Raw genomic sequence first — 20,590 nt, forward strand, 5'->3', positions numbered from 1 at the left:
GGGTCTTCGGTGGGGTCCTCGGACGGCGTCGGGTCCTCGGAGGGGGTGGGGTCCTCAGTGGGCTCGGTCGGGGTGCCCGACGGCGAGGCATACGGCTCCTGTGACGGCGTGGGTTCCTCGGACGGGTCGTCGGACGGGCTCGGCGTCGGGTCCGCGGTGGGGTCCCCAGCGGGCTCGGTCGGATCGCCCGACGGGCTCTGCGACGGATCCTCGGACGGCGTCGGTTCCTCCGTGGGGGAAGCGGTCGGCTCCTCGGTCGGCTCCGGGGTGGTGGTCTCCGCACTCGACCACGGCGCGGGGGTCGGCTCGGCGGTCTCCACAGCGTGGGCCGGGCCGGCGAGCACGGCGGCAGAGAGCAGCACGCCGGTCACGCCGAGGGCGCGCGCGTGTGCGGAGCCGGTGGTGCTGCGTGCGGTCATCAGTGGGTCCCCTCCGGGCTCATGGCCGGTGCCGGTGCAGTCAGGTCTGGATGCACGAGGGCCGGTCGGCCGCATGTCGAACGCCTGCAAAGACGATTCTAGCGGCTCACCGGCCCTTGTGACACTCCTGTGTCCATGCCCTGGGCGTGGTCTCATGCCCAGGTCAGCGCCCCGCCGGGCGGGGTGTCACGGACTCAGAGGCGGGTGACGTTGGCGGCCTGCAGGCCCTTGTCGCCCTGGACGGTCTCGAACTCCACGCGGTCGTTCTCCTGGAGCTCCTTGAAGCCCTGCGCCTGGATGGCGGAGTAGTGCACGAAGACGTCGGCGGAGCCGTCCTCCGGAGCGATGAAGCCGAAGCCCTTCTCGGTGTTGAACCACTTGACGGTGCCCACGGTCATGGGGGTGTCCTTTCGCTGTGCCCGCCTGCGGTGCGCAGGCTGTCGGCGTCGGTGCCGTGCAGCGGGGTCGCGGCACGGGTGAAGCGGTGACACTGCACCGCGAAGACCAACGCCCCCTGGCCGTCAGGCCCGGGTACTGCAAGAAGACGGGTAAACAGGGAGAACTGCTTCTTGCCCATCGTCTCACGTTTCCCGACGACGGCGGTACACCGGCCGCTGTCCTCCCGGCCCTGTCGCAGGGAGGGGACAGGCGGATGACGCGGGGCGGCCGTCGTCGTGCCTCCCGCCGCCGGCGGGCGGAGGCGAGCCGGGCGGATCAGGCGAGCGGGCGCAACCCGGTGAAGGCGTTGTGGTGCAGGGCTGCCGGGGCGTGGACGTCCGTGTGGTCGGCGAAGCCCAGGACCTCCATCAGGACCACTGTGTGGTCGCCGGCGTCCACCTCGGCGTGCAGGCGGGTCTCCAACCACAGCGAGGAGCCCTCGAGCAACGGGGTGCCCCGGCCCGTGCGGTGCAGCTCCAGCCCGGCGAGGCGGTCTCCGGTGCGGGAGGCCAGCTGACGGCACAAGTGGTGCTGCTCCTCGGCGAGCAGGGAGACGCCGAGGGTGTCCGCGTTCCGCAGACGCGTCCACGTGCGGGAGGACTTCTGCGCGGAGAAGGACACCAGCGCAGGCTCCCAGGAGATCCCCACGGCGAAGGAGGAGGACACCATCACCTCGTCCACACCGTCCGACCGGCCGGTGACGGCCACCGCGCCGGTGGGGAACGCGCCGAGTCCTCGGCGCAGGTTCAGGGGTGTGATGTCCTCGTCCCACCGCGGATGCGCGGCGGTGGCGGGGGAGAGCAGTGCGGTGGTGGTCATGCGTCGGATCCCTTCGGAACGGACGCGGCCCTGCGGTGCAGGCGGGCGGACCGACGTGTCCGCAGAGACGCTGTACTTGCCCAACCGGGGTGCCGGAGGGCCGAATCCTCACCTGGAGCACCCCACTGCAGCGTTGAGAGGGTTGCCGTCCCGCCGGCCAGGGCCGTGAATGGCGGGAACTCGTGATTCTGGGCTCCACGGTAGGAGCGGGCACGCCGGGGCGTCAAAGGTGTCGACCCTGTGAACGACACGCGAGGTCACACCGATGCCGTCGCCGTGCCGAGCAGCGGCGAAACGACGGTTTTCCTGCGCCGTAGTCTCGGCGGAGCACTGCCAGAATGTGATGCTTGACACATCTAGGGCGGCTGGGTCAGGATGACGCTACTCGAGAGAGGGGGGGAGCTCGAGACCGCAACCCGCGGCCCCACGGCCGGTTCACCTGAAAGGGGTCGGATCATGTGGATGGACATCAAGAAGAAGCTGTCGGCGGTATCGGCAGGGGTCGTTGTGGCAGCTGCGCTGACGGCAGCCCCGGGAGCGGGGGCGGTGACCTCATCCCCGGAGGGGGGTGTCATCTCGCCGAACGCCGACTGTGCAGAGGAGAGTTGGACGACTGTCAATGTGACCTCGAATACCTTCAAGAAGTCCCATTCGGCTTATTCCTCTGTGTCTGGGGCGCCCGGCGTGACCCTCTCCATCGCGACTGGACGAACGTTTGCCGTCAGCGGGGACATTACGGGCGAGGTGTCAGGTGATGTTCGTGCAATCCTCGCGGGTGTTTCGGCCAAGGTAGGCACCCGAGTGGGTGTCACCTATTCCTCCACCAATACGATCAGTGGAGCGTGGAAGGTGCCGGCTAGCTATAAGAACGGTGGCAAGCTCGTGATTGGTGCCAAGCGGGCTAAGGGAACTTGGAAGCGCCAGATGCTGACCAGGAACTGCAAGGTAGTGACCGTGCGTAGCGGGTCGTTCACCACTCCATGGCAGCAGTTCCACTTTCAGCACTACCGTCTCTGACCCAGGGGAAGTGCTCCGGCGTCGAACTCGAAAGGTTCGGCGCCAGAGCACTCCCGTTTCGTTCACTCATGACAAGAAGGTCAATCATGTCCTCCTTCCCCCTCCTGCGATCTACTCGTTGCGCCTCGGTTATCGTCGCGGCGATTCTCTTCGGTACAGCCATGACAGGATGCTCCTCCGCCTCGGACAACAAGACGTCCAGTTCGGGGGAATCCAGTGTTGCAGCGTCATCGAGTGACCCGGCACACGCGTCCGCATCTTCTGCGGAGTCCACGGCCGCTTCCGGCGCGGGCTCGTCAGGCTCGGACGCTGAGGAGGCGCTTCCGGCCGCTCTCTTCGAGGAGGACGGGATGACGTTGGTCGAGTACTCACGCCAGCATCCGGATGCCGGCTACCTCGACCCGGCGACGGAGTCTGTGCTCGAGGAAGCGGTCGGGACCGGTTCGCAGGAGATCACCGTGGATGCACAGAAGGGTGCGGTTCTGCGGGTCATCCTGCTCTGCCCCTCGGACGCGACGGGTAAGACGGATATTCACACCTCTCGGGAAGGCGAGGACGAGAAGACGTGGATGGCCGGCTCGGAGGGTGCGTGCGGTGACTGGTCTGCGGCGACGGCTCCCGTGCCAGAGGCCGGACCCATGACCTTCACGGTCACGGTGGACAACGATTCCCCGTTCCGGGTCGTCCTGACTGCACTCTCCGAATGACGCAGCCTCGGAGAAGGGGCGCGGCGGGACGTGAATCCCCGGGAGAAGCGTCTCGCCGCACCGCTCCCGCCTGGCCGGCTCTGCCGAGCGTTCGCATGCTCCGGCTGGTGGCCGGTGCCCTTGCCCTGACACTTGTCGTGGGCCTCACCGTCCAGGCGCAGGCCACACAGCGGCTCCGGGACCTTGTCGATCGCAGCTGGCGCGGTACCTACGACCTCGTCGTCTCCGCCCCCGGTGCCGCCCCGAGCTCTGAAGCGCTCTCCGCTCCGCTGGACACGGCCGCGTGGACGAGCTCGGCCGACCGCCTCAGCACCGCCGACCTCGACCGCATCCGCGCGGTGTCCGGCGTCGAGGTCGCCGCCCCGCTCGGCGACCTCGGCGTGCGCAGCGTGGCCAACCAGGATGCCGTGATGATCGGGTACCCGGCGGACGGCAGCGTGGAGGGTCCCCGCGCGTTCGACCTGGAGGCCCGTGTCCACACCGACGACGGCCTCGGCCGCCGTCCCGTGCTCGGTATGGACACCACGCTCATCGGTTATTTCTCCGACGATGGCCCGATCGAGGACGCCCGGCCGCTGCTGGAGGACCAGGCTGTCTGCGATCCAGCTCCTCCTGAGCCCGGCCCCTGCACGGACGTCGAACTCCCCACGCTCGCCCTCGGACCCCGCGGACGCACACCCGAGCCTGCGCAGCGTGAGGTCCCCGCCGGCACCTACTGGGCCGCCCCGTGGGCGGAACCCGACCCGCAGGGCAACCGGATGGTGGTGGTGGACGCCGCGGCGGAGGCGACGTTGCTGGACCTCGGCGGCAACACGGCCGCCGCGGACGCGTTCCGTGTGCTCGCCCAGTCCTCGCCTGCCGGGTCGCTCTCCGCAGTGGTCGACCGTCTCTCGGGCGCAGCAACCGAGGAGGCACGTGCGCTCGTCGAGGCGAAGGACCGGCTCCCCGCCCACCTGCAGATCCTCGCGGACACCACCGGTCGCTCCGCGGAGTCCCTGAGCGCGGTCCCCGTGCTCGCCACGAGCGTCGGCTCGGCGCCCTTGTCCCTGGAGGTGCGCGCCAAGCCCTACCGCGAACCGGCCACCCGCCTGCGCATCGAGCAGGCTCCGGTGGACCCACGGGACCCCACCGGTCCGCGCGGCATGCTCGGCCTGCCCACCTGGGAGCTGCCCACGGGCGGTCTGGCGACGCAGGAGGACGTCTCCACCTCCGACGTCTCGGGGCGGTTCGGCGGCCTCGGCCTCGGGGTCACCGTCATCCCCGTGCCCGGGCTGACCACGGGCCAGGACCCGGTCCTGAGCTATGACTCACCTCGTCTGTCTCTGGTACAGGAGACGCGCACCCTCACCCGGCCGACGACGGCGGACGGGAACCTGGCCGAGGCCGCCGGCGTGGAGACCGCCTCTGGGACGCTCCCCGGCCGGCCCGAGGTCGCCGTCGCCCGGGCCCTGCCGGCGTCCACGTCCCGCGAGTCCGCCTACTACGCGGCCACCGACGACGGGCGTCGCTTCGGCACGGGCGACGCCCCGCTGCTGGTCAGCGTGGGCACCCTCGTCCCCGAACCGGACACGGACCTGGCGGGGATCGCCCCGCTGCTCACGGATGTGGAGCTGCCCACGACCCTCGTCGCGGACCCGGACGGCACCCCGCGCGAGGTGCGTCTGCAGCCTGCCTCCACCGGCTTCGGCCTGGCCAACCAGATGCCCGCCGCCTATGTCGACGCGGCCTCGGCCGCCACCCTCGGGCTGGAACGGCCCTTCAGCACCGTGCGGGTCCGGGTGGCCGATGTGGGGGAGGACCTCACACCGGAGAACCTCGCCACGATCGACGCAGTGGCCCAGCAGCTGAAGGACGCCGGATTCGCGGTGACCACCGTGGCCGCCTCCAGCCTCTCGCCCCGGCAATTCCAGGTGGTGTCCTACCGGTTCGACTCCACCGACGGCGAAGCCCACACCGGCCCGCTGGGCACCGTGCGCCAGCTCGGCCCGGAGCTGGCCGCCTCCCAGCGGGTCTCGGCGGCGGTCGGGTCCGCGGGGACCGCGCAGGCCATGACGGTGACCGCGCTGCTGACCGGCCTGGCAGGCCTGTGCATCCTGGCGGCGGCCCGGCCGCGACGCCGTCGGGCCGGTGTGCTGGCTCTCCAGGGCTGGACGCGCGGGGCCACGGTGAGACGCCACCTGAAGGAGGATGCTCCTACGCTCATGGTGCTCGCCCTCACCCTCGCCGCGCTCACCGCGGCCGGGGCCACGACCGCACGCATCGGGGTCGAACCCCCGCTGGTGGCCGTGGGCCTCGGGGCGACGGCGGTGCTCGCCGCCGCCATCGTGACCACGGCGGTGACCGCCGCCCGTCCCACGACCGCCGACACCCGGGAGCACGCCACCCGGTCGACGGGTCCGGCCCGGCCGGCCCGCACGGCAGCCGCGCTGCTGACCCGGTGGACAGCCCGCACATGGCCGCGCCTGCTCACCGGCGCCGCCTACCGGGCGGCCGTCGCGGTGGGGGCGGGGCTGCTGGTCGCCGTCGTCCTGCAGGCCCGCCGCGAGGCTGGCACCTCCCTGCTGGCCGGGGCCGCCGTGGCGCAGGACCTGCCGTTCCGGCTGGCGTTGGGGGCGCTGGCCGCCGTCGTGGGGATGATCCTGCTGGTGCAGCTGCATCGCGTGGAGGGGGACACCGTCCGTGCTGAGGCTATCGTGCTGCTGCTGGCGGGCTGGTCCCGGGCCAAGCTGATGGTCAGGCACCTGCCCACTCTGGCCGTCGAGGCGGCCGTGGCAGGCCTGGTGGCAGGGCTCGTGCTGGTTCTGCTCACCCCGGCGGTGGACCTGCCGCCGGTGGTGGGAGCGGCCGGTCTCGGACTGCTCCTCACCCTCCTGATCACCCTGTTCACCCGGCGAGCCCAGCTCGCCCGTGCCTGGAAGGGGCAGCCCGCATGACCGCGATCGCGCCCGTTCTCACCCTCGACCGCGTGCAGGTCGGGTACCGCAGTCCGGACGGCGGCACCCGCGTGCTCATCGAGGGGTTGGATCTCTCGCTCCACCCCGGGGAGATCGTGGGGCTGTGGGGGCGTTCGGGCACCGGGAAGTCCTCCCTCATCCGCCATCTTGCCGGGCTGACGATCCCGTTGGCGGGCCGGATCCGCTACCGCAGTCCCGACGGCGGGCTGGACGGGGACCTCGGCGGGTTCGCCGCGGAGGCCCTGGCACGGTACCGGCGTGAACACCTGGGGTACGTGGACCAGTCCTGCGAGCTGATCGGGGAGTTGTCCGCGCTGGACAACGCGGCCATCTGGGTCCACGGCGGGCCTGTCGCCGGCTCGCCCCGGGACGCACTGGACACGGTCCGGACCCAGCTGGAACGCCTTGGCCTGGGGCACCGGCTCGGCGCACCCGCCTCCCGGCTCTCCGGCGGCGAAGCCCAGCGGGTGGCGATCGTTCGGGCACTGGCCAAGCACCCGCACCTGGTCGTGGCCGATGAACCCACCGGGCACCTCGACGCCACCACGGCCCGCGAGGTCATCGCCCTGCTGCGCGAGCACGCGCAGGCTGGGTCCGCGATCCTCGTGGCCAGCCACGACCCGCTCGTCCACGCTACGGTGGACCGGGCCGTCCGGGTCGGTGAGGACTGACTCGCCCTCAGCGCCGGCCCCGCAGCCGGTCGATCTCGCGGCGCTCCTTCTTGGTGGGCCGCCCGGCGCCGCGCTCGCGCACGGGCACGGCGAGCAGCTCGCGGGGGATCGGCGGTGGCGAGTGGTCGATGTACTGCCGCTGCGCCACCGGGGCGCCCACGCGCTTGGAGATCAGCCCGGTGACCTGCAGGATGCGCTCGCGGTGGTCTTTGCGCAGGCGCACCGTGTCCCCGACCGCCAGGGTGTGCGCCGCCTTGACGGGCTCCCCATTGACGCGCACGTGTCCGCCCCGCACCGCAGCGGTGGCGGCCGAGCGGGTCTTGTACATGCGGACCGCCCACAGCCAGGCGTCCAGACGGACGGCGCTCACCGGTCAGCTCCGGCGGATCCGCATGGCGGCGCCGTGGCCCTCCAGGCCCTCGTCATGGGCCAGGGCGCTGACACCGTCGATCAGCTCCTCCAGGCCCTGCGCGTCGTAGCGGATGAGCTGCTGCAGACGCAGGAACGTCACGGTGTTCAGACCGGAGGAGAAACGAGCGGTGCCGGAGGTCGGCAGCACGTGGTTGGACCCGGCGGAGTAGTCGCCCAGCGGCACCGGGGCGTGCGGGCCCACGAAGATCGCGCCGGCATGGGTGACCCGGCGGGCCACCTGTTCCGGGTTGCGGGTGTGCACCTCCAGGTGCTCGGCGGCGTAGGCGTCCGCCACCTGCACCGCATGGTCCATGTCCCGCACCAGCAGGACGCCGGACTGCGGGCCGGTCAGGGCGGTGCGGATCTGCTCGGCCAGCGGCAGCCGCGGGGCCTGGCGCTCCACCTCCGCCAGCACGTCCCGGACGAGCTCCTCGGAGTCCGTGATGAGCACCGAGGCGGCCAGCGGGTCATGCTCGGACTGGCTGATCAGGTCCGCGGCCACCCAGGCGGCCTGCGCCGTGCCGTCGGCGATCACCGCGATCTCGGACGGGCCGGCCTCGGCATCCACGCCGATCCTGCCCAGCAGCGCACGCTTGGCCGCGGCCACATAGACGTTGCCCGGACCCGTGACCATGGCGACGGGCGCGCAGACCTGCGTGCCGTCGTCGTCCTTCACACCCAGGGCGAGCATCGCGACGGCCTGGGCCCCGCCGGCGGCGTAGACCTCGTCCACGCCCAGCAGGGCGCAGGCGGCCAGGACGGTGGGGTGCGGCAGGCCGCCGTGCTCGCGCTGCGGCGGCGAGGCCACGGCCAGGCCCTGCACACCGGCGGCCTGGGCCGGCACCACGTTCATCACCACCGACGACGGGTAGACGGCCCGGCCTCCGGGCACGTAGAGCCCCACGCGGTCCACCGGCACCCAGCGGTTCTCCACGATCGCGCCGTCGGCCAGCTCGACCTCCGTGCCAGAGGGAACCTGCGCGGCGTGGACCTTCCGGGCACGGCGGATGGACTCCTCCAGTGCGGCGCGGACCTCCGGGGCCAGTGTCTGGAGGGCCTGCTCGATCGCCTCGGCCGGCACGCGCAGGGCTGGGGCACGCACGCCGTCGAAGCGCTCGCCGAGCTCCAGCACGGCCGAGGCTCCGCCGGCGCGGACCTGCTCGATGATCGGCAGGACCGCGGAGACGGTCGAGGACACGTCCACCTCGGCGCGGGGCACCACGGCGTCCAGATCAGTGTCTGCGGCGGCGTCGCGCAGGTCGGTGACGGAGAGCATCGGTGAACCTCCAGGCTGGTCTGTCTCGTCCGGCTGGCCGATCGGCTGGAAGCCCTCGCTCCCCGCGGTGCCGGCCACCGGTGTCCAGCCTCCATTCTGCGCTCTCCCGTGAACCGTCCGGGGCCAGGTGTCAGACTGGTGACATGCCTGTAGCCGCCGCGCCGATGCCCCTGTTCCTCTCCGGCCTGTTCTCCGCGACACAGCAGGACGGCGTGCCGGAGGAGGTGCAGCAGGGTGCCGACGCCACCGTCCGCGTCCTCGGGCTGGAGCTGGCCACGCTGCTCGGTGTGTGCGGGGCCTTCGTGCTCGGCTGGGCGCTCGTCTTCCTCGGCTTCCTGGTGGTCCAGGCCGTGCTGTTCAAGAGGCGGGCGCTGGCGGGGCGTCTGCGCCGGCTGCGGCACCCGCTGGGGCTGGCGCTCGGCTTCAGCATGTCCCGCGTGGCCCTGGTGACCATGGCGAAGGCCCCGGCACGGGAGGCGGCGTGGTTCCCCTTCGTGTCCTTCCTGCTGCTCGCCGCCTTCGTCGGCTGCCTGGCCTGGGCCGCCGTCCGCGCGGTGAACGTGGTGGAGGAGCAGGTCCTGGACCGCTACCGCGAGGCCGGTGTCAACGACCGCCGCGAGCGCAAGGTCCGCACCCAGACCGTGCTGATCCGCCGCATCCTGCAGGCGGTGATCGTGGTGGTGGCCGTGGCCGTCGTCCTGCTGACCATCCCGGCGGTCCGCTCGCTCGGCGCCGGCCTGCTAGCCTCGGCCGGCCTCATCTCCGTGATCGCAGCCCTGGCGGTGCAGTCCACCCTGACAAACGTGTTCGCCGGCGTGCAGCTGGCCTTCACCGACTCGGTGCGCGTGGGGGACGTGGTCACCATGGACACCACCTTCGGCACCGTGGAGGACATCACCCTGTCCAACGTGGTCCTCAAGCTCTGGGACGGCCGCCGCATGGTCTATCCCTCCAGCCAGTTCACCACCCAGCCGTTCGAGAACTGGACCCGCGTGGGCTCGGCCGTCTCCGGCACCGTGGAGATGGACGTGGACTGGCGGGTGCCCATGGAGGACCTGCGCGAGCGCCTCAAGGAGCTGCTCTCCTCCACCGACCTCTGGGACGGCCGCGAGGCCTCCATGCAGGTCACGGATGCCCTCGGCGGCATGGTCCGCATCCGCGCCGTGGTCTCCGCCCGCACCTCCGGCGACCTCTGGGACCTGCGCTGCCTGGTCCGCGAGGACCTGGTGAACTTCATCCGCCACGACCACCCGGAGGCCATCCACGCCCAGCGCCTCAGTGTGCTCGAGACCCCGCTCCGCCCGGGCGGTCTGACCGACGACGGCGGCACCGCCTCCGCTTCGGGCCTCCCCTCGTGTGCGGGGTCGGCTCCGGCCTCGTCCGGAGCGGCTCCGGAGGGTGGCTCGCCTGCTTCCGAGGAGCGGGGAGGCGCAGGCAGGGCCGGCACCGGCGCAGAGGAGGCCGGCGGGGCCGAGAAGGGCGCCGGGCAGAGGAAGGCCGGTGCGAAGGACGCCGGAGGCGACGACGCGGCGGCACCGGCCGACCGTGAGGGGTCCCACTCGCCGACGGCGCGCCTGCCGCGCGTGGACGGGGACAGGCGCCCGCAGACCGGCGCGCAACCGACCGCACCGCTGGCCCGCGTGGGCGAGGACACCTCCATGTACACCGGCTCCATCACCGCGGTGGAGCGCAACCGCGAGTTCGCCGGCCCCGGCGAGGACGCCTACGCCGAGCGCAAGGCCAAGGTCCGCACCGAGCGTGAGGAGGAGAGCCGCGGCGCTGAGCGGGAACAGGAGCGCCGCAGTGCCGGGCGTGAGGAGGCCGGGCGTAAGGAGGAGCGCCGCAGCGCCGGGCGTGAGGAGGCCGGACGGGACGACGAGGGCGTGCAGCGCGCCAAGCCCGAGGCCGACGACTGAGCGCAGGCCGGACGCGCCGACGCATCACCCCACCCTGCCCCGTGCGTCTTGGGGGTATTACCGCGCGTCCTGGGGTAAGACCGCGCGTCTTGGGGATAAGACACGGTCACATTCCGCGATCTCAACACCGTGTTGTATCCCCGAAACGGTAGGGGGAGCTGTGTCTCAGCGGTCCTCGGGGCGGGGGAGCTCCTCGGCCACCGGCTCGGGCTCGCCCACCGGCTCGGACCCGAGGGCGTGAGGCGGCTCAGCCATGTCCTGCCCGACGGCGTCCTGGTGCCCGGCAGCGTCCTCGCGCTCCACAGGGTGCTGCTCCACGGCCCGGGCGCGGCGAGAGCCGGAGACCGGGACGGTGTCCGCCTTGGAGGAGACGGCGTCCGGCGTGTGGTCTGCGTACTGCTTCACGCACAGCACCGGCTGGTCCAGCTCGCGGAGCAGCTCGTCCGAGACCGAGCCCATCATGAACCGGCCCACGGCGCCGCGGCGGCGCAGGCCGATCACCACGATCGACGGCTCGAGCTCGGCGGCGACCTCCTTCATCTCCGCAGCGGTGGAGCGGCCGCGGGCGTACTGGCGGAACTCGGCGTCCACGCCGCAGCCGTCCAGGACCTGCTGCAGATCACGCTGCTGGGCCTCGTTGAGCAGGTTCGACGAGCGGTGCTCGCCGCCGGGGCCGGCGTTGACGACCACAATGCGCTCGCCGGTCGTGCGGGCGATGTCGATCGCCTTGTTCAGTGCGGCGCGGGACTCCGCGCGCGGGGCATAGCCCACCAGGATGGTCATGCTTCGGTCCTCTCGGAGTCGGAGTCGGAGTCGGAGTCGGGATCGGAGGTGGAGCGGGTGGCTGCGGAGACCTCCGCGGCCACCCGGTGGCGGGAGAAACGCTCGACCAGCGTGTCCGGGGCCATCTTCGCGGCCTGGATCAGGGAACGGAAGCGGCGGGACGGCACGCAGGTGGACTGCCCCTGGGCCAGGGCGGCCAGACCCTCGCGGGCGACCTCGTCCACGGGCATCCAGGCCCAGGACGGGTAGGAGGCGGCGTCGATGCCGGCGCGCTCGTGGAAGCCGGTGTACACCGGTCCGGGGCAGAGGGCGGTGACGTGCACACCCTCGGAGCGGTAGCGGATGTTCGCCCAGCGGGCGAAGGCCACGGCCCAGGACTTCGCGGCCCCGTAGGTGCCGTCCGGGATGAGGCCGGCCACCGAGGCCACCAGCAGGATGCGTCCGCCGCCGCGCGCCAGGAACGCGCGCAGCGCCGCCTGGGACAGGGCCAGCGGGGCCTGGACGTGGAGGAAGGCCTGGTCGAACTCCTGACGGCGGGTGGTCTCGTGGACCTCCGGGCCCACGCCGGTCCCGGCAGAGTGCACCAGTCCGGTGATGGGCTCGGCCGGGGACTCCAGGCGTTCGGCGACGGCGTCCAGGCCGGCCTCGGTGAGCAGGTCGGCCTGCAGGGCCTCCACCGGCACGCGGTAGGCGGCGCGCAGGGACCGGGCGGTCCGTTCCAGGCGGTCTGCGTCCCTGCCCACCACCACGAGCCGGTGACCCTGCGCCGCCAGCTGGCGGGCGATCTCCTCACCGATGCCGGAGGTGGCTCCGGTGACGAGGTACCGCATGGTCGGAACGCCGCCGGGCAGGTCCGTCACAGGGGAGTCCTCCGTCGGCACCTCGCCGATCGGTCGGACGCGGCGGGCGACGCGCTGGGCCTGTTTCTTCTGTGCGCGCGCCAGCCGGCGTTCGGCCTTGGCGGTGCGCTTGGCCAGGCGGGCGTCCTTGGCGTCCTGCTTCAGGGCGGCCCGGGACTCGCGGCGTGCCTGCTTCTCAGCGGCCTTCTTGGACGCCTGCTCCTCAGGCGTCAGGTCCGTGGCGTCCCCGGGGTCCCCGCCCTCGGCGAGGCCAGGCGTGGGCGAGGGGGAGGAGGAGGTGAGGGAGCCGCCGTCGGGAAGGTCCGCGGCGCGCCCCGGCGCACGGCGACGGCGTGGGGAAGAGGAGGCCATGCCTCCAGTCTAGGGCGAGCCGGGGGCCCGGGACCGTGCGCTCAGGCGGTGGCGCGGACGTAGTCCAGGGTGGCGGCCGTGACCAGCGCGGCCACCTGCTTCACCTTCCCGTCCAGGCCGGGATAGATGCGGTCGGCGAGCTGCTCCGGGGTGGCCTGCGCGGCCTGGTCCTCGGGCAGCTGTGCGAGGGCCTCGCGGACCTGCGCCACCCGCTCCATGCGGTGGTCCGTGTACTCCTGGGCGATCTGCGCCACGGACGGCAGGACCGGGCCGTGGGCGGGCAGGACGGAGGTGTCGCCGAGCTCGCGGAGGCGCTCCAGGGAGGCCAGATAGTCGGCGAGGGTGCCGTCCGGGAAGTCGAGCATGGTGGTGCCGACGCCGAGGATGGTGTCCCCGGTGAGGACCGAACCGTCCGGGCCGGCGGAGGGGACCATGAAGCAGAAGGAGTCGGAGGTGTGGCCCGGCGTGTGCATCGCCTCGATCACGGTGTCCGCCTTGACGATCCGGTCCCCGTCCTCGAGCGGGTGCCCGCCGCCGCGGCAGTGCTCCTCCAGATGCGCGCGCACCGGCGCTCCGGTGACCTCGTGGAACACGTCGATCGCGCCGGTGTGGTCCTCGTGCCGATGGGTGGCGAGGATCAGCTCCACCCGGCGGCCGTCCGCGGCCTCGAGGACGTTGCGCACGTGCTCCTCGGCGGTGAAGGCCGGGCCCGGGTCCACCACCACGACCGTCTCGGAGCACGGGGCGCCGATCAGGTAGGTGTTCGTGCCGGACAGGGTCATGTCCGACGGGTTGTCCGCGGTGACGCACTGGACGAAGGGGGCCGGGTTCGGTCCGGGGACGGTGTGGCGTGCAGGCATAGGGTGGATTCTATGGAACACAGCACCCGTGGCGCGTACGTGACCGGCGGCCGGGAGTTCACCCGGGACACGCAGTACATCGAGGACAGGATCGTGGCGGACGTGGACGCCGCCCGCCGCGCCCCGGCGCTGCCGCCCACGAAGGTGGGGCAGATCGGCGCCGGGCTGCGTGAGGGCGCCCAGGCCTGGCCCGTGGAGCCCGGACGCTACCGGCTGGTGGCCGCGCGGGCGTGCCCGTGGGCGAACCGGGCGATCATCGTGCGCCGGCTGCTGGGACTGGAGGACGCCGTCTCCCTCGGCCTGCCCGGGCCCACGCACGACGCCCGCTCCTGGACCTTCGACCTGGACCCGGACGGCCGGGACCCGGTGCTCGGCACGCAGCGGCTGCAGGAGAACTACCTCGCCCGGTTCCCGGACTACCCGCGCGGCATCACCGTCCCGGCCATGGTGGACGTGCCCAGCGGCGGCGTGGTCACCAACGACTACCCGCAGCTGACCCTGGACCTCTCCACCGAGTGGACCGCCTTCCACCGCGAGGGCGCCCCGCAGCTGATCCCGGACGCCGGCCCTGAGCGGGACGAGATGTTCGAGGTCATCGAACGGATCTTCACCGAGGTCAACAACGGCGTCTACCGGTGCGGGTTCGCCGGCAGCCAGGAGGCCTACGACTCCGCCTACGCCCGCCTCTGGACCGCCATGGACTGGCTGGAGGAACGCCTGAGCGGCCGTCGCTACCTGATGGGGGAGCGCATCACGGAGGCGGACGTGCGCCTGTTCACCACGCTGGTGCGCTTCGACCCCGTCTACCACGGCCACTTCAAGTGCAACCGGAACCGGCTCGTCGAGATGCCTGCGCTGTGGGCGTATGCGCGGGACCTGTTCCAGACGCCCGGCTTCGGGGACACCGTGGACTTCGCGCAGATCAAGGCGCACTACTACGTGGTGCACGAGGACATCAACCCCACCGGCATCATCCCGCAGGGCCCGGACCTGTCCGGCTGGATGAGCGCCCACCGGCGGGAGGAGCTCGGCGGCCGGCCGTTCGGGGACGGCACCCCGCCCGGGCCCGTGCGCGAGGACGAGAGGGTGGACCCGGCGCACACGCCGCTGCGCTGAGCCGTAGCCGGGCCGCCTCCGGAGCCGCAGGGCCTGCGTCCCGACGACGGCCGCTCGCCTGGATGGGGAGCCGCACCGTCCCGGACGGTGCGGCTCCTCGTCTGTCTGCCGCCGGCGCCACACTGCGGACCCGGCTGGTCCCGTGCGGCGCGCCGGGAGCATGATCGGGGCATGGCAGTGCTTCCGACCCGACTCACCCCGCTGGCCCGCCGTCTCCCGGACGTGAAGGAGCTGGCCTCGCTGATGCGCTTCGGCGCCCCGCGGGCGGACCGCCGTGCCGCCCGCCTGTCCAAGGCCGCGGACGTGGCGGACCTGCGCCGCATCGCGAAGCGCCGCACGCCCACCCCGGCGTTCGACTACGTGGACGGCGCCGCCAAGCGCGAGCTCACCCACACCCGGGCCCGCGAGGTGTTCGACTCGGTGGAGCTGCTGCCGCGGATCCTGCACGGGATCGCGGAGCCGGACCTGTCCGTGGACATCGCCGGGGCCCACTCGGCGCTGCCCTTCGGCATCGCGCCCACCGGCTTCACCCGCTTCATGCACGCCGAGGGCGAGAACGCCGGCGCCGCCGCCGCGGCGGCCGCGGGCATCCCGTTCACCTTGTCCACCATGGGCACCCGCTCCATCGAGGAGACCGCCGCGTCCTCCGGGGACGGTGACCGCTGGTTCCAGCTGTACCTGTGGCGGGACCGGGACCGCGCCCGGGACCTGATCGAGCGTGCGGCCGCCTCCGGCTACGGGGCGCTCGTGGTCACGGTGGACACCCCGGTGGCCGGCCAGCGTCTGCGGGACGTGCGCAACGGCATGACCATCCCGCCGCAGCTGACGCCGAAGACCGTGGTGGACGCGGCCTGGCGCCCGGAGTGGTGGTTCAACTTCCTCACCACGGACCCGCTGACCTTCGCCTCGCTCTCCGACTCCGCCGGGGACCTGCCGTCCATCATCAACGGCATGTTCGACCCCACCCTGTCCCTGAAGGACCTGGAGTGGATCCGCTCGGCGTGGAAGGGGCAGCTGTTCGTCAAGGGCATCCTCACCGCAGAGGACACCCGCCGCGCGCTGGACACCGGCGCGGACGGACTGGTGGTCTCCAACCACGGCGGCCGCCAGCTCGATCGCGCGCCGGTGTCCCTGCAGGCGCTGCCGGGTGTGCGCGCCGAGGCCGGCCCGGACGTGCCGATCATCCTGGACTCCGGCATCACCACCGGCGAGGACATCGTGGCGGCCCTGGCCCTCGGCGCCGACTTCACCCTGATCGGCCGCGCGTACCTCTACGGCCTCATGGCCGGCGGCCAGGAGGGCGTGGCCCGCGTGATCGAGCTGCTCGCCCAGGAGGTGACGGTGGCGATGACGCTCATGGGCGCCGCCACCACGAAGGACCTCACCCCGGACTCGGTGCGCGCGCCCTGGCTGCAGGGGTGAGCCCTCCGGCCCGCCGCCGGGGCGGATTCCCCGCCTCTGTGTTCACAGAACCCCCAGGTGAGGTCACATTCCCCGGCACTTGTTGAACAATTGGCCGCCATGGCCCATCATGGAATGTGCCGCGTGATGTGCGGCACACCGAACGACCCAGGGGGAGAGCCATGCGCATCGACATGAACAGCGACGTCGGGGAGTCCTTCGGCAGCTGGACGATGGGCGACGACGCCGCGATCTTCCGCTCCGTCTCCTCCGCCAACGTGGCCTGCGGGTTCCACGCCGGCGATCCCTCCGGCATCGCGCAGACCTGCCGGGACGCCGTGGCCGCGGGGGTGACCGTCGGCGCCCACGTGGGCTACCGGGACCTGGCTGGCTTCGGACGCCGCTTCCTCAACTGCACGGCCACCGAGCTGGCGGACGACGTGCTCTACCAGATCGGCGCCCTGCAGGCCCTGGCCCGCGCCGCCGGCACGGATGTGCGCTACGTGAAGCCGCATGGCGCCCTCTACAACACGATCGTCCACCACGAGGAGCACGCCCAGGCCGTGGTGGACGCCGTCAAGGCCTTCGGCGGCGATCTTCCGCTGCTGCTGCTGCCGGGCTCCATCGCCCTGGAGAAGGCGGAGAGGGCCGGCCTGCGCGGCGTGGCCGAGGCCTTCGCGGACCGCGGCTACACCCCGGAGGGCACGCTCGTCTCCCGCCGGGACCCGGGCGCCGTCCTCCACGACCCGGCCGAGGTCTCCGCCCGCATGGTCCGCCTGGCCACCGAGGGTGTGCTCACCGCCGTGGACGGCTCGGACATCCGCATCGAGGCCGCCAGCATCTGCGTGCACGGGGACACCCCGGGTTCGGTGTCCATGGCCGCCTCCGTCCGTGCCGCCCTCGAGGACGCGGGCGTCGAGATCGTCTCCTTCGCATGAGCGGCTCGCACGCCCCCGGGCCGGTCCCCGGCGCCTCGGCCGCAGACCGCTGCGTCGCCGGCTCGCCGACGCCCCGCCCCCTGCGCTGGGCCGGTACCCGCGCCTTCCTGCTCGAGTGCCCGAGTCTCGCGGACGTCGTCGCCCTGCACGCCCGCCTCACCGCCGAGCCGCTGCCGGGCCAGACCGAGGCGCTCGCCGCCGCCGAGACCCTCATGCTCGCCTTCCGCACCCGCGCCGAGGCGGTGGCGGCCGCCGAGCTCGCCCCGAGCCACGTGGCCGCCGGGGACGCGGGCCAGGACGCCCGCACGGTGGAGGTGGACGTCGTCTACGACGGCGAGGACCTCGCCGCCGTCGCCGAGCTGACCGGCCTGTCCGAGGAGGCCGTGGTGGCCGCCCACGCGGACACGCTCTGGGTGGGCGCCTTCGGCGGCTTCGCCCCGGGCTTCACCTACTGCACGGCCGCGGATGCCTCCGCCGCCCCCTTCGACGTTCCCCGCCGCGAGAGCCCGCGCACCGCCGTGCCGGCCGGCTCCGTGGCCGTGGCCGGCACCTTCTCCGCCGTCTACCCGCGCACCTCGCCCGGCGGCTGGCAGCTGCTCGGCCGCACCGACGCCGTCCTCTGGGACCTGGACCGCGAGCGCCCCGCGCTCATCCGCCCCGGCGACCGCGTGCGCTACCGCCCGGTGCGCGCCCTCGCCTCCGTCTCCCGCGGCCCCCTTCCCGACGACGACGCCCGCGTCTCCGCCTCGCAGCCCTCCTCCGGCGCGGCGTCGCCGGGGGAGGGATCCGAGCACTCCGCGCCGACCACAGGCTCCTCCGAGCCGGCCACCGCCGCAGGCGAGCCGACGGCACGGCCGGGGCTGTCCGTCGTCGACCCCGGGATGCAGTCCCTGCTGCAGGATTTGGGCCGGGCCGGTCACGGCGACCTCGGCGTCGCGTTCTCCGGCGCCGCGGACAAGGACGCCGCCCGCCAGGCCAACCGGCTCGTGGGCAACGCGCCGGACGAGGCCGTGGTGGAGACGCTCCTGTCAGGCCTGTCCGTCACCGCTCGCGGCCTGCAGGTGCTCGCCCTGACCGGAGCCGAGGCCCGCGCCGTGGTCACGGACGCCGCCGGCACGGTGCTGCGCCGACCCGTGCCGCGCGCCCCGTTCGCCCTGCGGGACGGCGAGACCCTGACCGTCGAGGAGCCGCCCGCCGGACTGCGCACGTATCTCGCCCTGCGCGGCGGCATCCACGCCCGAGCGGACCTGGGCAGCCGCTCCACGGACGTGATGTCCGGGATCGGCCCGGCTCCGCTGGCCGCCGGGGACGAGCTCGTCCGCCGCGAGGATCCGGGGAACCGGCTCGTCGGGGACGCCGAGCCTCCGCTGCGCCGCACCCCGCGTGCCGGGCACACCGCCGTCCTGCGCATCACCCTCGGCCCCAGGGACGACTGGTTCGACCGGGACGGCATCGACCTGCTCACCTCCCAGGAGTGGGAAGTGACCGCCGAGTCCAACCGCATCGGCGTCCGCCTGGCCGCCCCGAAGGAGGGGAAGGCCCTCACCCGTGTCCGCGAGGGAGAGCTGGCCTCCGAGGGCGTGATCTCCGGGGCCCTGCAGGTCCCGCCGTCCGGGCTGCCCGTGCTCTTCCTGGCCGACCACCCCGTCACCGGCGGCTACCCGGTGATCGCCGTGGTGGTCCGCGAGGACCTCGGCGCCGCCGCCCAGCTGCCGCCCGGTGCCCGGCTGCGCCTGATCCCCGTGGACCCGGAGACGCTCGAGCCGCTGGACGCGGACGCCCCGGAACCCACCACACCGCCCTGCCCCTCGTGGCGCCGACGACGCCGGCCGCAACCGCCTGCCACGACCCCGCCCCCGCGGCTGCCGCCGCCCAGACCACCGAGGACTGATCCCGTGACCGCACGCCCCCTGACCAAGGTCCTGATCGCCAACCGCGGCGAGATCGCCGTCCGTGTGGCCCGCGCCTGCCGTGACCACGGCATCGGCTCCGTGGCCGTCTACGCGGACCCGGACGCGGATGCGATGCACGTGGCCGTGGCGGACGAGGCCTACCACCTGCCCGGCTCCGCCTCCGGCGACACCTATCTGGACATGGACGCCCTGCTGTCCGTGGCCGAGCGCTCCGGCGCGGACGCCGTGCACCCCGGCTACGGCTTCCTCTCCGAGAACGCGGACTTCGCGCAGCGGGTCATCGACGCCGGCCTGACCTGGATCGGCCCCGCCCCGCAGGTCATCCGGGACCTCGGGGACAAGATCACCGCCCGCTCGATCGCCCAACGCGCCGGTGCCCCGCTGGTCCCCGGCTCGGACGGCCCGGTGGCCTCCCCGGCCGAGGCCCGCGCCTTCGCCGAGGAGCACGGTCTGCCGATCGCCGTCAAGGCGGCGTTCGGCGGCGGCGGCCGCGGCATCAAGGTGGTCCGGGACCTCGAGGAGGTCGAGGACGCCTTCGCCTCCGCCACCCGCGAGGCCGTGGCCGCCTTCGGCCGCGGCGAGTGCTTCGTGGAGCGCTTCCTGGACCGCCCCCGCCATGTGGAGGCCCAGGTCCTGGCGGACGGACACGGCACCGTGGTGGTGGTCGGCACCCGCGACTGCTCCCTGCAGCGCCGCAACCAGAAGCTCGTGGAGGAGGCCCCCGCCCCGTTCCTCACGGACGAGCAGCGCACCCGCATCCACGACTCCGCCCGCGCCATCTGCGCGGAGGCCGGGTACACCGGCGCCGGCACGGTGGAGTACCTGGTGGCCCCGGACGGGCTGATCAGCTTCCTCGAGGTCAACACCCGCCTGCAGGTGGAGCACCCGGTCACCGAGCAGACCGCCGGTGTGGACCTGGTGCGCGAGCAGTTCCGCATCGCCGCCGGCGAGCCGATGAGCCTCGCCGAGGACCCGGCCCCGCACGGCCATGCCTTTGAGTTCCGGCTCAACGCCGAGGACCCGGCCGTCGGCTTCCTGCCCTCGCCCGGTCCGGTGGAGCACTTCGAAGCCCCCACCGGCCCCGGCCTCCGCATGGACGCCGGCGTCCGCTCCGGCTCCGTGGTGCCCGGCGAGTACGACTCGCTCATGGCCAAGCTCATCGTCTGGGGCGAGGACCGCCCGCAGGCCCTGCGCCGGGCCCAGGACGCGCTGGCCGAGCTGCGCATCGAGGGCGTGCCCACCGTGGTGCCCTTCCACCGGGCCGTGCTCGAGCAGGACGCCTTCACCTCCGAGGACGGCCTCGGGGTGTACACCACCTGGATCGAGTCCGAGTTCGCCGCCGAGTTCGAGGCCTCCGAGCACCTGGCCGCGGCCGGCCCCGCCGGCTCCCGCACCCAGATCACCGTGGACCTGGACGGCCGCGCCGTCCGCCTCGGCCTGCCGGACGCCCTCTACGCTGCGCTGATGCACGGCGGCGGGGCGGCGGGCGCCGCGGCGGCCGGTGAGCCCGAGGGCCCGGGCGAGGACGCCGTCACCGCCTCCGTGGCCGGCACCCTGGTGGCCTGGAAGGCGGAGGAGGGCGTCGTCGTCGGCAAGGGAGAGCCGGTGGCCGTCCTGGAGGCCATGAAGATGGAGACCGTGGTGCGGGCGCACCGCTCCGGTACGATCACCCGACAGCAGATCGACGAGGGGGCCACGGTGCAGCGCGGCCAGGTCCTCGCCACGATCACGGACTGAACG

The 20,590-nt window shown here is 73.1% G+C and carries 17 protein-coding genes, 2 pseudogenes and 1 riboswitch; of the genes and pseudogenes, 10 read left to right on the plus strand and 9 right to left on the minus strand.

All coding sequences use genetic code 11. From position 1 onward, the window contains the following. The 4 genes and pseudogenes from FM125_RS11320 to FM125_RS11330 all read right to left on the minus strand — a co-directional run. Nucleotides 1-419: pseudogene (locus tag FM125_RS11320) on the minus strand (hypothetical protein); the annotation flags it as partial. A gap of 194 nt (nt 420-613) precedes the next feature. Continuing rightward, the gene (locus FM125_RS11325; protein WP_067189701.1) at nt 614-817 is read right to left on the minus strand and encodes a cold-shock protein; all 204 of its coding nucleotides are present in this window, start codon (nt 815-817) and stop codon (nt 614-616) included. Beyond that, nucleotides 814-996: a hypothetical protein gene (locus FM125_RS11875; RefSeq protein ID WP_143745348.1), complete on the minus strand. Its 183-nt coding sequence runs from the start codon at nt 994-996 to the stop codon at nt 814-816. The genes FM125_RS11325 and FM125_RS11875 overlap by 4 nt, the downstream gene beginning before the upstream one ends. 137 nt (nt 997-1,133) lie before the next feature. Next, nucleotides 1,134-1,676 carry a flavin reductase family protein gene (locus tag FM125_RS11330; protein ID WP_070640071.1) on the minus strand — a complete coding sequence of 181 codons (543 nt, stop codon included), beginning with the start codon at nt 1,674-1,676 and terminating at the stop codon, nt 1,134-1,136. 67 nt (nt 1,677-1,743) lie between these two features. Further along, nucleotides 1,744-1,864: riboswitch (SAM riboswitch) on the minus strand. 274 nt (nt 1,865-2,138) lie between these two features. On the opposite strand from FM125_RS11330, the gene FM125_RS11335 reads away from it, so the two are divergent. The 4 genes from FM125_RS11335 (at nt 2,139) to FM125_RS11350 (ending at nt 7,025) form a co-directional block, all read left to right on the plus strand. Continuing rightward, a complete protein-coding gene (locus tag FM125_RS11335) occupies nt 2,139-2,693 on the plus strand; it encodes a hypothetical protein (protein WP_227718866.1) in 555 nt (184 codons plus the stop codon). Between the two features lie 86 nt (nt 2,694-2,779). Next, nucleotides 2,780-3,400 carry a hypothetical protein gene (locus FM125_RS12365; protein ID WP_245830042.1) on the plus strand — a complete coding sequence of 207 codons (621 nt, stop codon included), beginning with the start codon at nt 2,780-2,782 and terminating at the stop codon, nt 3,398-3,400. Nucleotides 3,401-3,507: 107 nt separating this feature from the next. Beyond that, entirely contained in the window at nt 3,508-6,333 is a 2,826-nt protein-coding gene (locus FM125_RS11345) for a hypothetical protein (protein ID WP_245830044.1), read from the plus strand. Beyond that, complete coding sequence (locus FM125_RS11350) at nt 6,330-7,025, plus strand: ABC transporter ATP-binding protein (protein WP_067189709.1); 696 nt, start codon at nt 6,330-6,332, stop codon at nt 7,023-7,025. The genes FM125_RS11345 and FM125_RS11350 overlap by 4 nt, the downstream gene beginning before the upstream one ends. A 7-nt stretch (nt 7,026-7,032) precedes the next feature. Here the strand turns inward: FM125_RS11350 and FM125_RS11355 are convergent, their stop codons facing one another. Together FM125_RS11355 and hisD are read right to left on the minus strand one after the other, a co-directional pair. Continuing rightward, nucleotides 7,033-7,395 (minus strand): RNA-binding S4 domain-containing protein, encoded by a 363-nt coding sequence (locus FM125_RS11355; RefSeq protein WP_067189711.1) that lies wholly within the window; start codon nt 7,393-7,395, stop codon nt 7,033-7,035. Nucleotides 7,396-7,398: 3 nt separating this feature from the next. Further along, a complete protein-coding gene (hisD, locus tag FM125_RS11360; protein ID WP_087134749.1) occupies nt 7,399-8,712 on the minus strand; it encodes a histidinol dehydrogenase in 1,314 nt (437 codons plus the stop codon). Nucleotides 8,713-8,855: 143 nt separating this feature from the next. Between hisD and FM125_RS11365 the strand changes: the two genes are divergently transcribed. Next, nucleotides 8,856-10,628, plus strand: a complete 1,773-nt coding sequence (locus FM125_RS11365) for a mechanosensitive ion channel domain-containing protein (RefSeq protein ID WP_087134700.1) — start codon at nt 8,856-8,858, stop codon at nt 10,626-10,628. 165 nt (nt 10,629-10,793) lie between these two features. Here the strand turns inward: FM125_RS11365 and FM125_RS11370 are convergent, their stop codons facing one another. Genes FM125_RS11370 through FM125_RS11380 form a run of 3 tightly spaced genes read right to left on the minus strand, consistent with a single transcriptional unit; the run spans nt 10,794 to nt 13,482 of the window. Next, complete coding sequence (locus FM125_RS11370; protein WP_087134701.1) at nt 10,794-11,411, minus strand: universal stress protein; 618 nt, start codon at nt 11,409-11,411, stop codon at nt 10,794-10,796. Then, the gene (locus FM125_RS11375) at nt 11,408-12,622 is read right to left on the minus strand and encodes an SDR family NAD(P)-dependent oxidoreductase (protein ID WP_087134702.1); all 1,215 of its coding nucleotides are present in this window, start codon (nt 12,620-12,622) and stop codon (nt 11,408-11,410) included. Before FM125_RS11375 ends, FM125_RS11370 begins: the two co-directional genes overlap by 4 nt. 41 nt (nt 12,623-12,663) lie before the next feature. After that, nucleotides 12,664-13,482: an MBL fold metallo-hydrolase gene (locus FM125_RS11380; RefSeq protein WP_067189719.1), complete on the minus strand. Its 819-nt coding sequence runs from the start codon at nt 13,480-13,482 to the stop codon at nt 12,664-12,666. A 12-nt stretch (nt 13,483-13,494) separates the two neighbouring features. Between FM125_RS11380 and FM125_RS11385 the strand changes: the two genes are divergently transcribed. From FM125_RS11385 to FM125_RS12160, 5 genes and pseudogenes are all read left to right on the plus strand, one after another. Next, nucleotides 13,495-14,598: a glutathione S-transferase family protein gene (locus FM125_RS11385; protein WP_087134704.1), complete on the plus strand. Its 1,104-nt coding sequence runs from the start codon at nt 13,495-13,497 to the stop codon at nt 14,596-14,598. Between the two features lie 171 nt (nt 14,599-14,769). Then, the gene (locus FM125_RS11390) at nt 14,770-16,020 is read left to right on the plus strand and encodes an alpha-hydroxy acid oxidase (RefSeq protein WP_067189724.1); all 1,251 of its coding nucleotides are present in this window, start codon (nt 14,770-14,772) and stop codon (nt 16,018-16,020) included. Nucleotides 16,021-16,181: 161 nt separating this feature from the next. Then, nucleotides 16,182-16,937, plus strand: a complete 756-nt coding sequence (locus tag FM125_RS11395) for a LamB/YcsF family protein (protein WP_070640093.1) — start codon at nt 16,182-16,184, stop codon at nt 16,935-16,937. Further along, nucleotides 16,934-18,685, plus strand: a pseudogene (locus FM125_RS12155) (5-oxoprolinase subunit B/C family protein); the annotation flags it as partial. The gene FM125_RS11395 and the pseudogene FM125_RS12155, both read left to right, overlap by 4 nt. Nucleotides 18,686-18,847: 162 nt before the next feature. Next, nucleotides 18,848-20,587, plus strand: a complete 1,740-nt coding sequence (locus FM125_RS12160) for an acetyl/propionyl/methylcrotonyl-CoA carboxylase subunit alpha (RefSeq protein ID WP_219337048.1) — start codon at nt 18,848-18,850, stop codon at nt 20,585-20,587. Nucleotides 20,588-20,590 lie beyond the last annotated feature (3 nt).

The sequence above is a fragment of the Micrococcus lylae genome, assembly GCF_900163825.1.
GTDB lineage: Bacteria > Actinomycetota > Actinomycetes > Actinomycetales > Micrococcaceae > Micrococcus > Micrococcus lylae.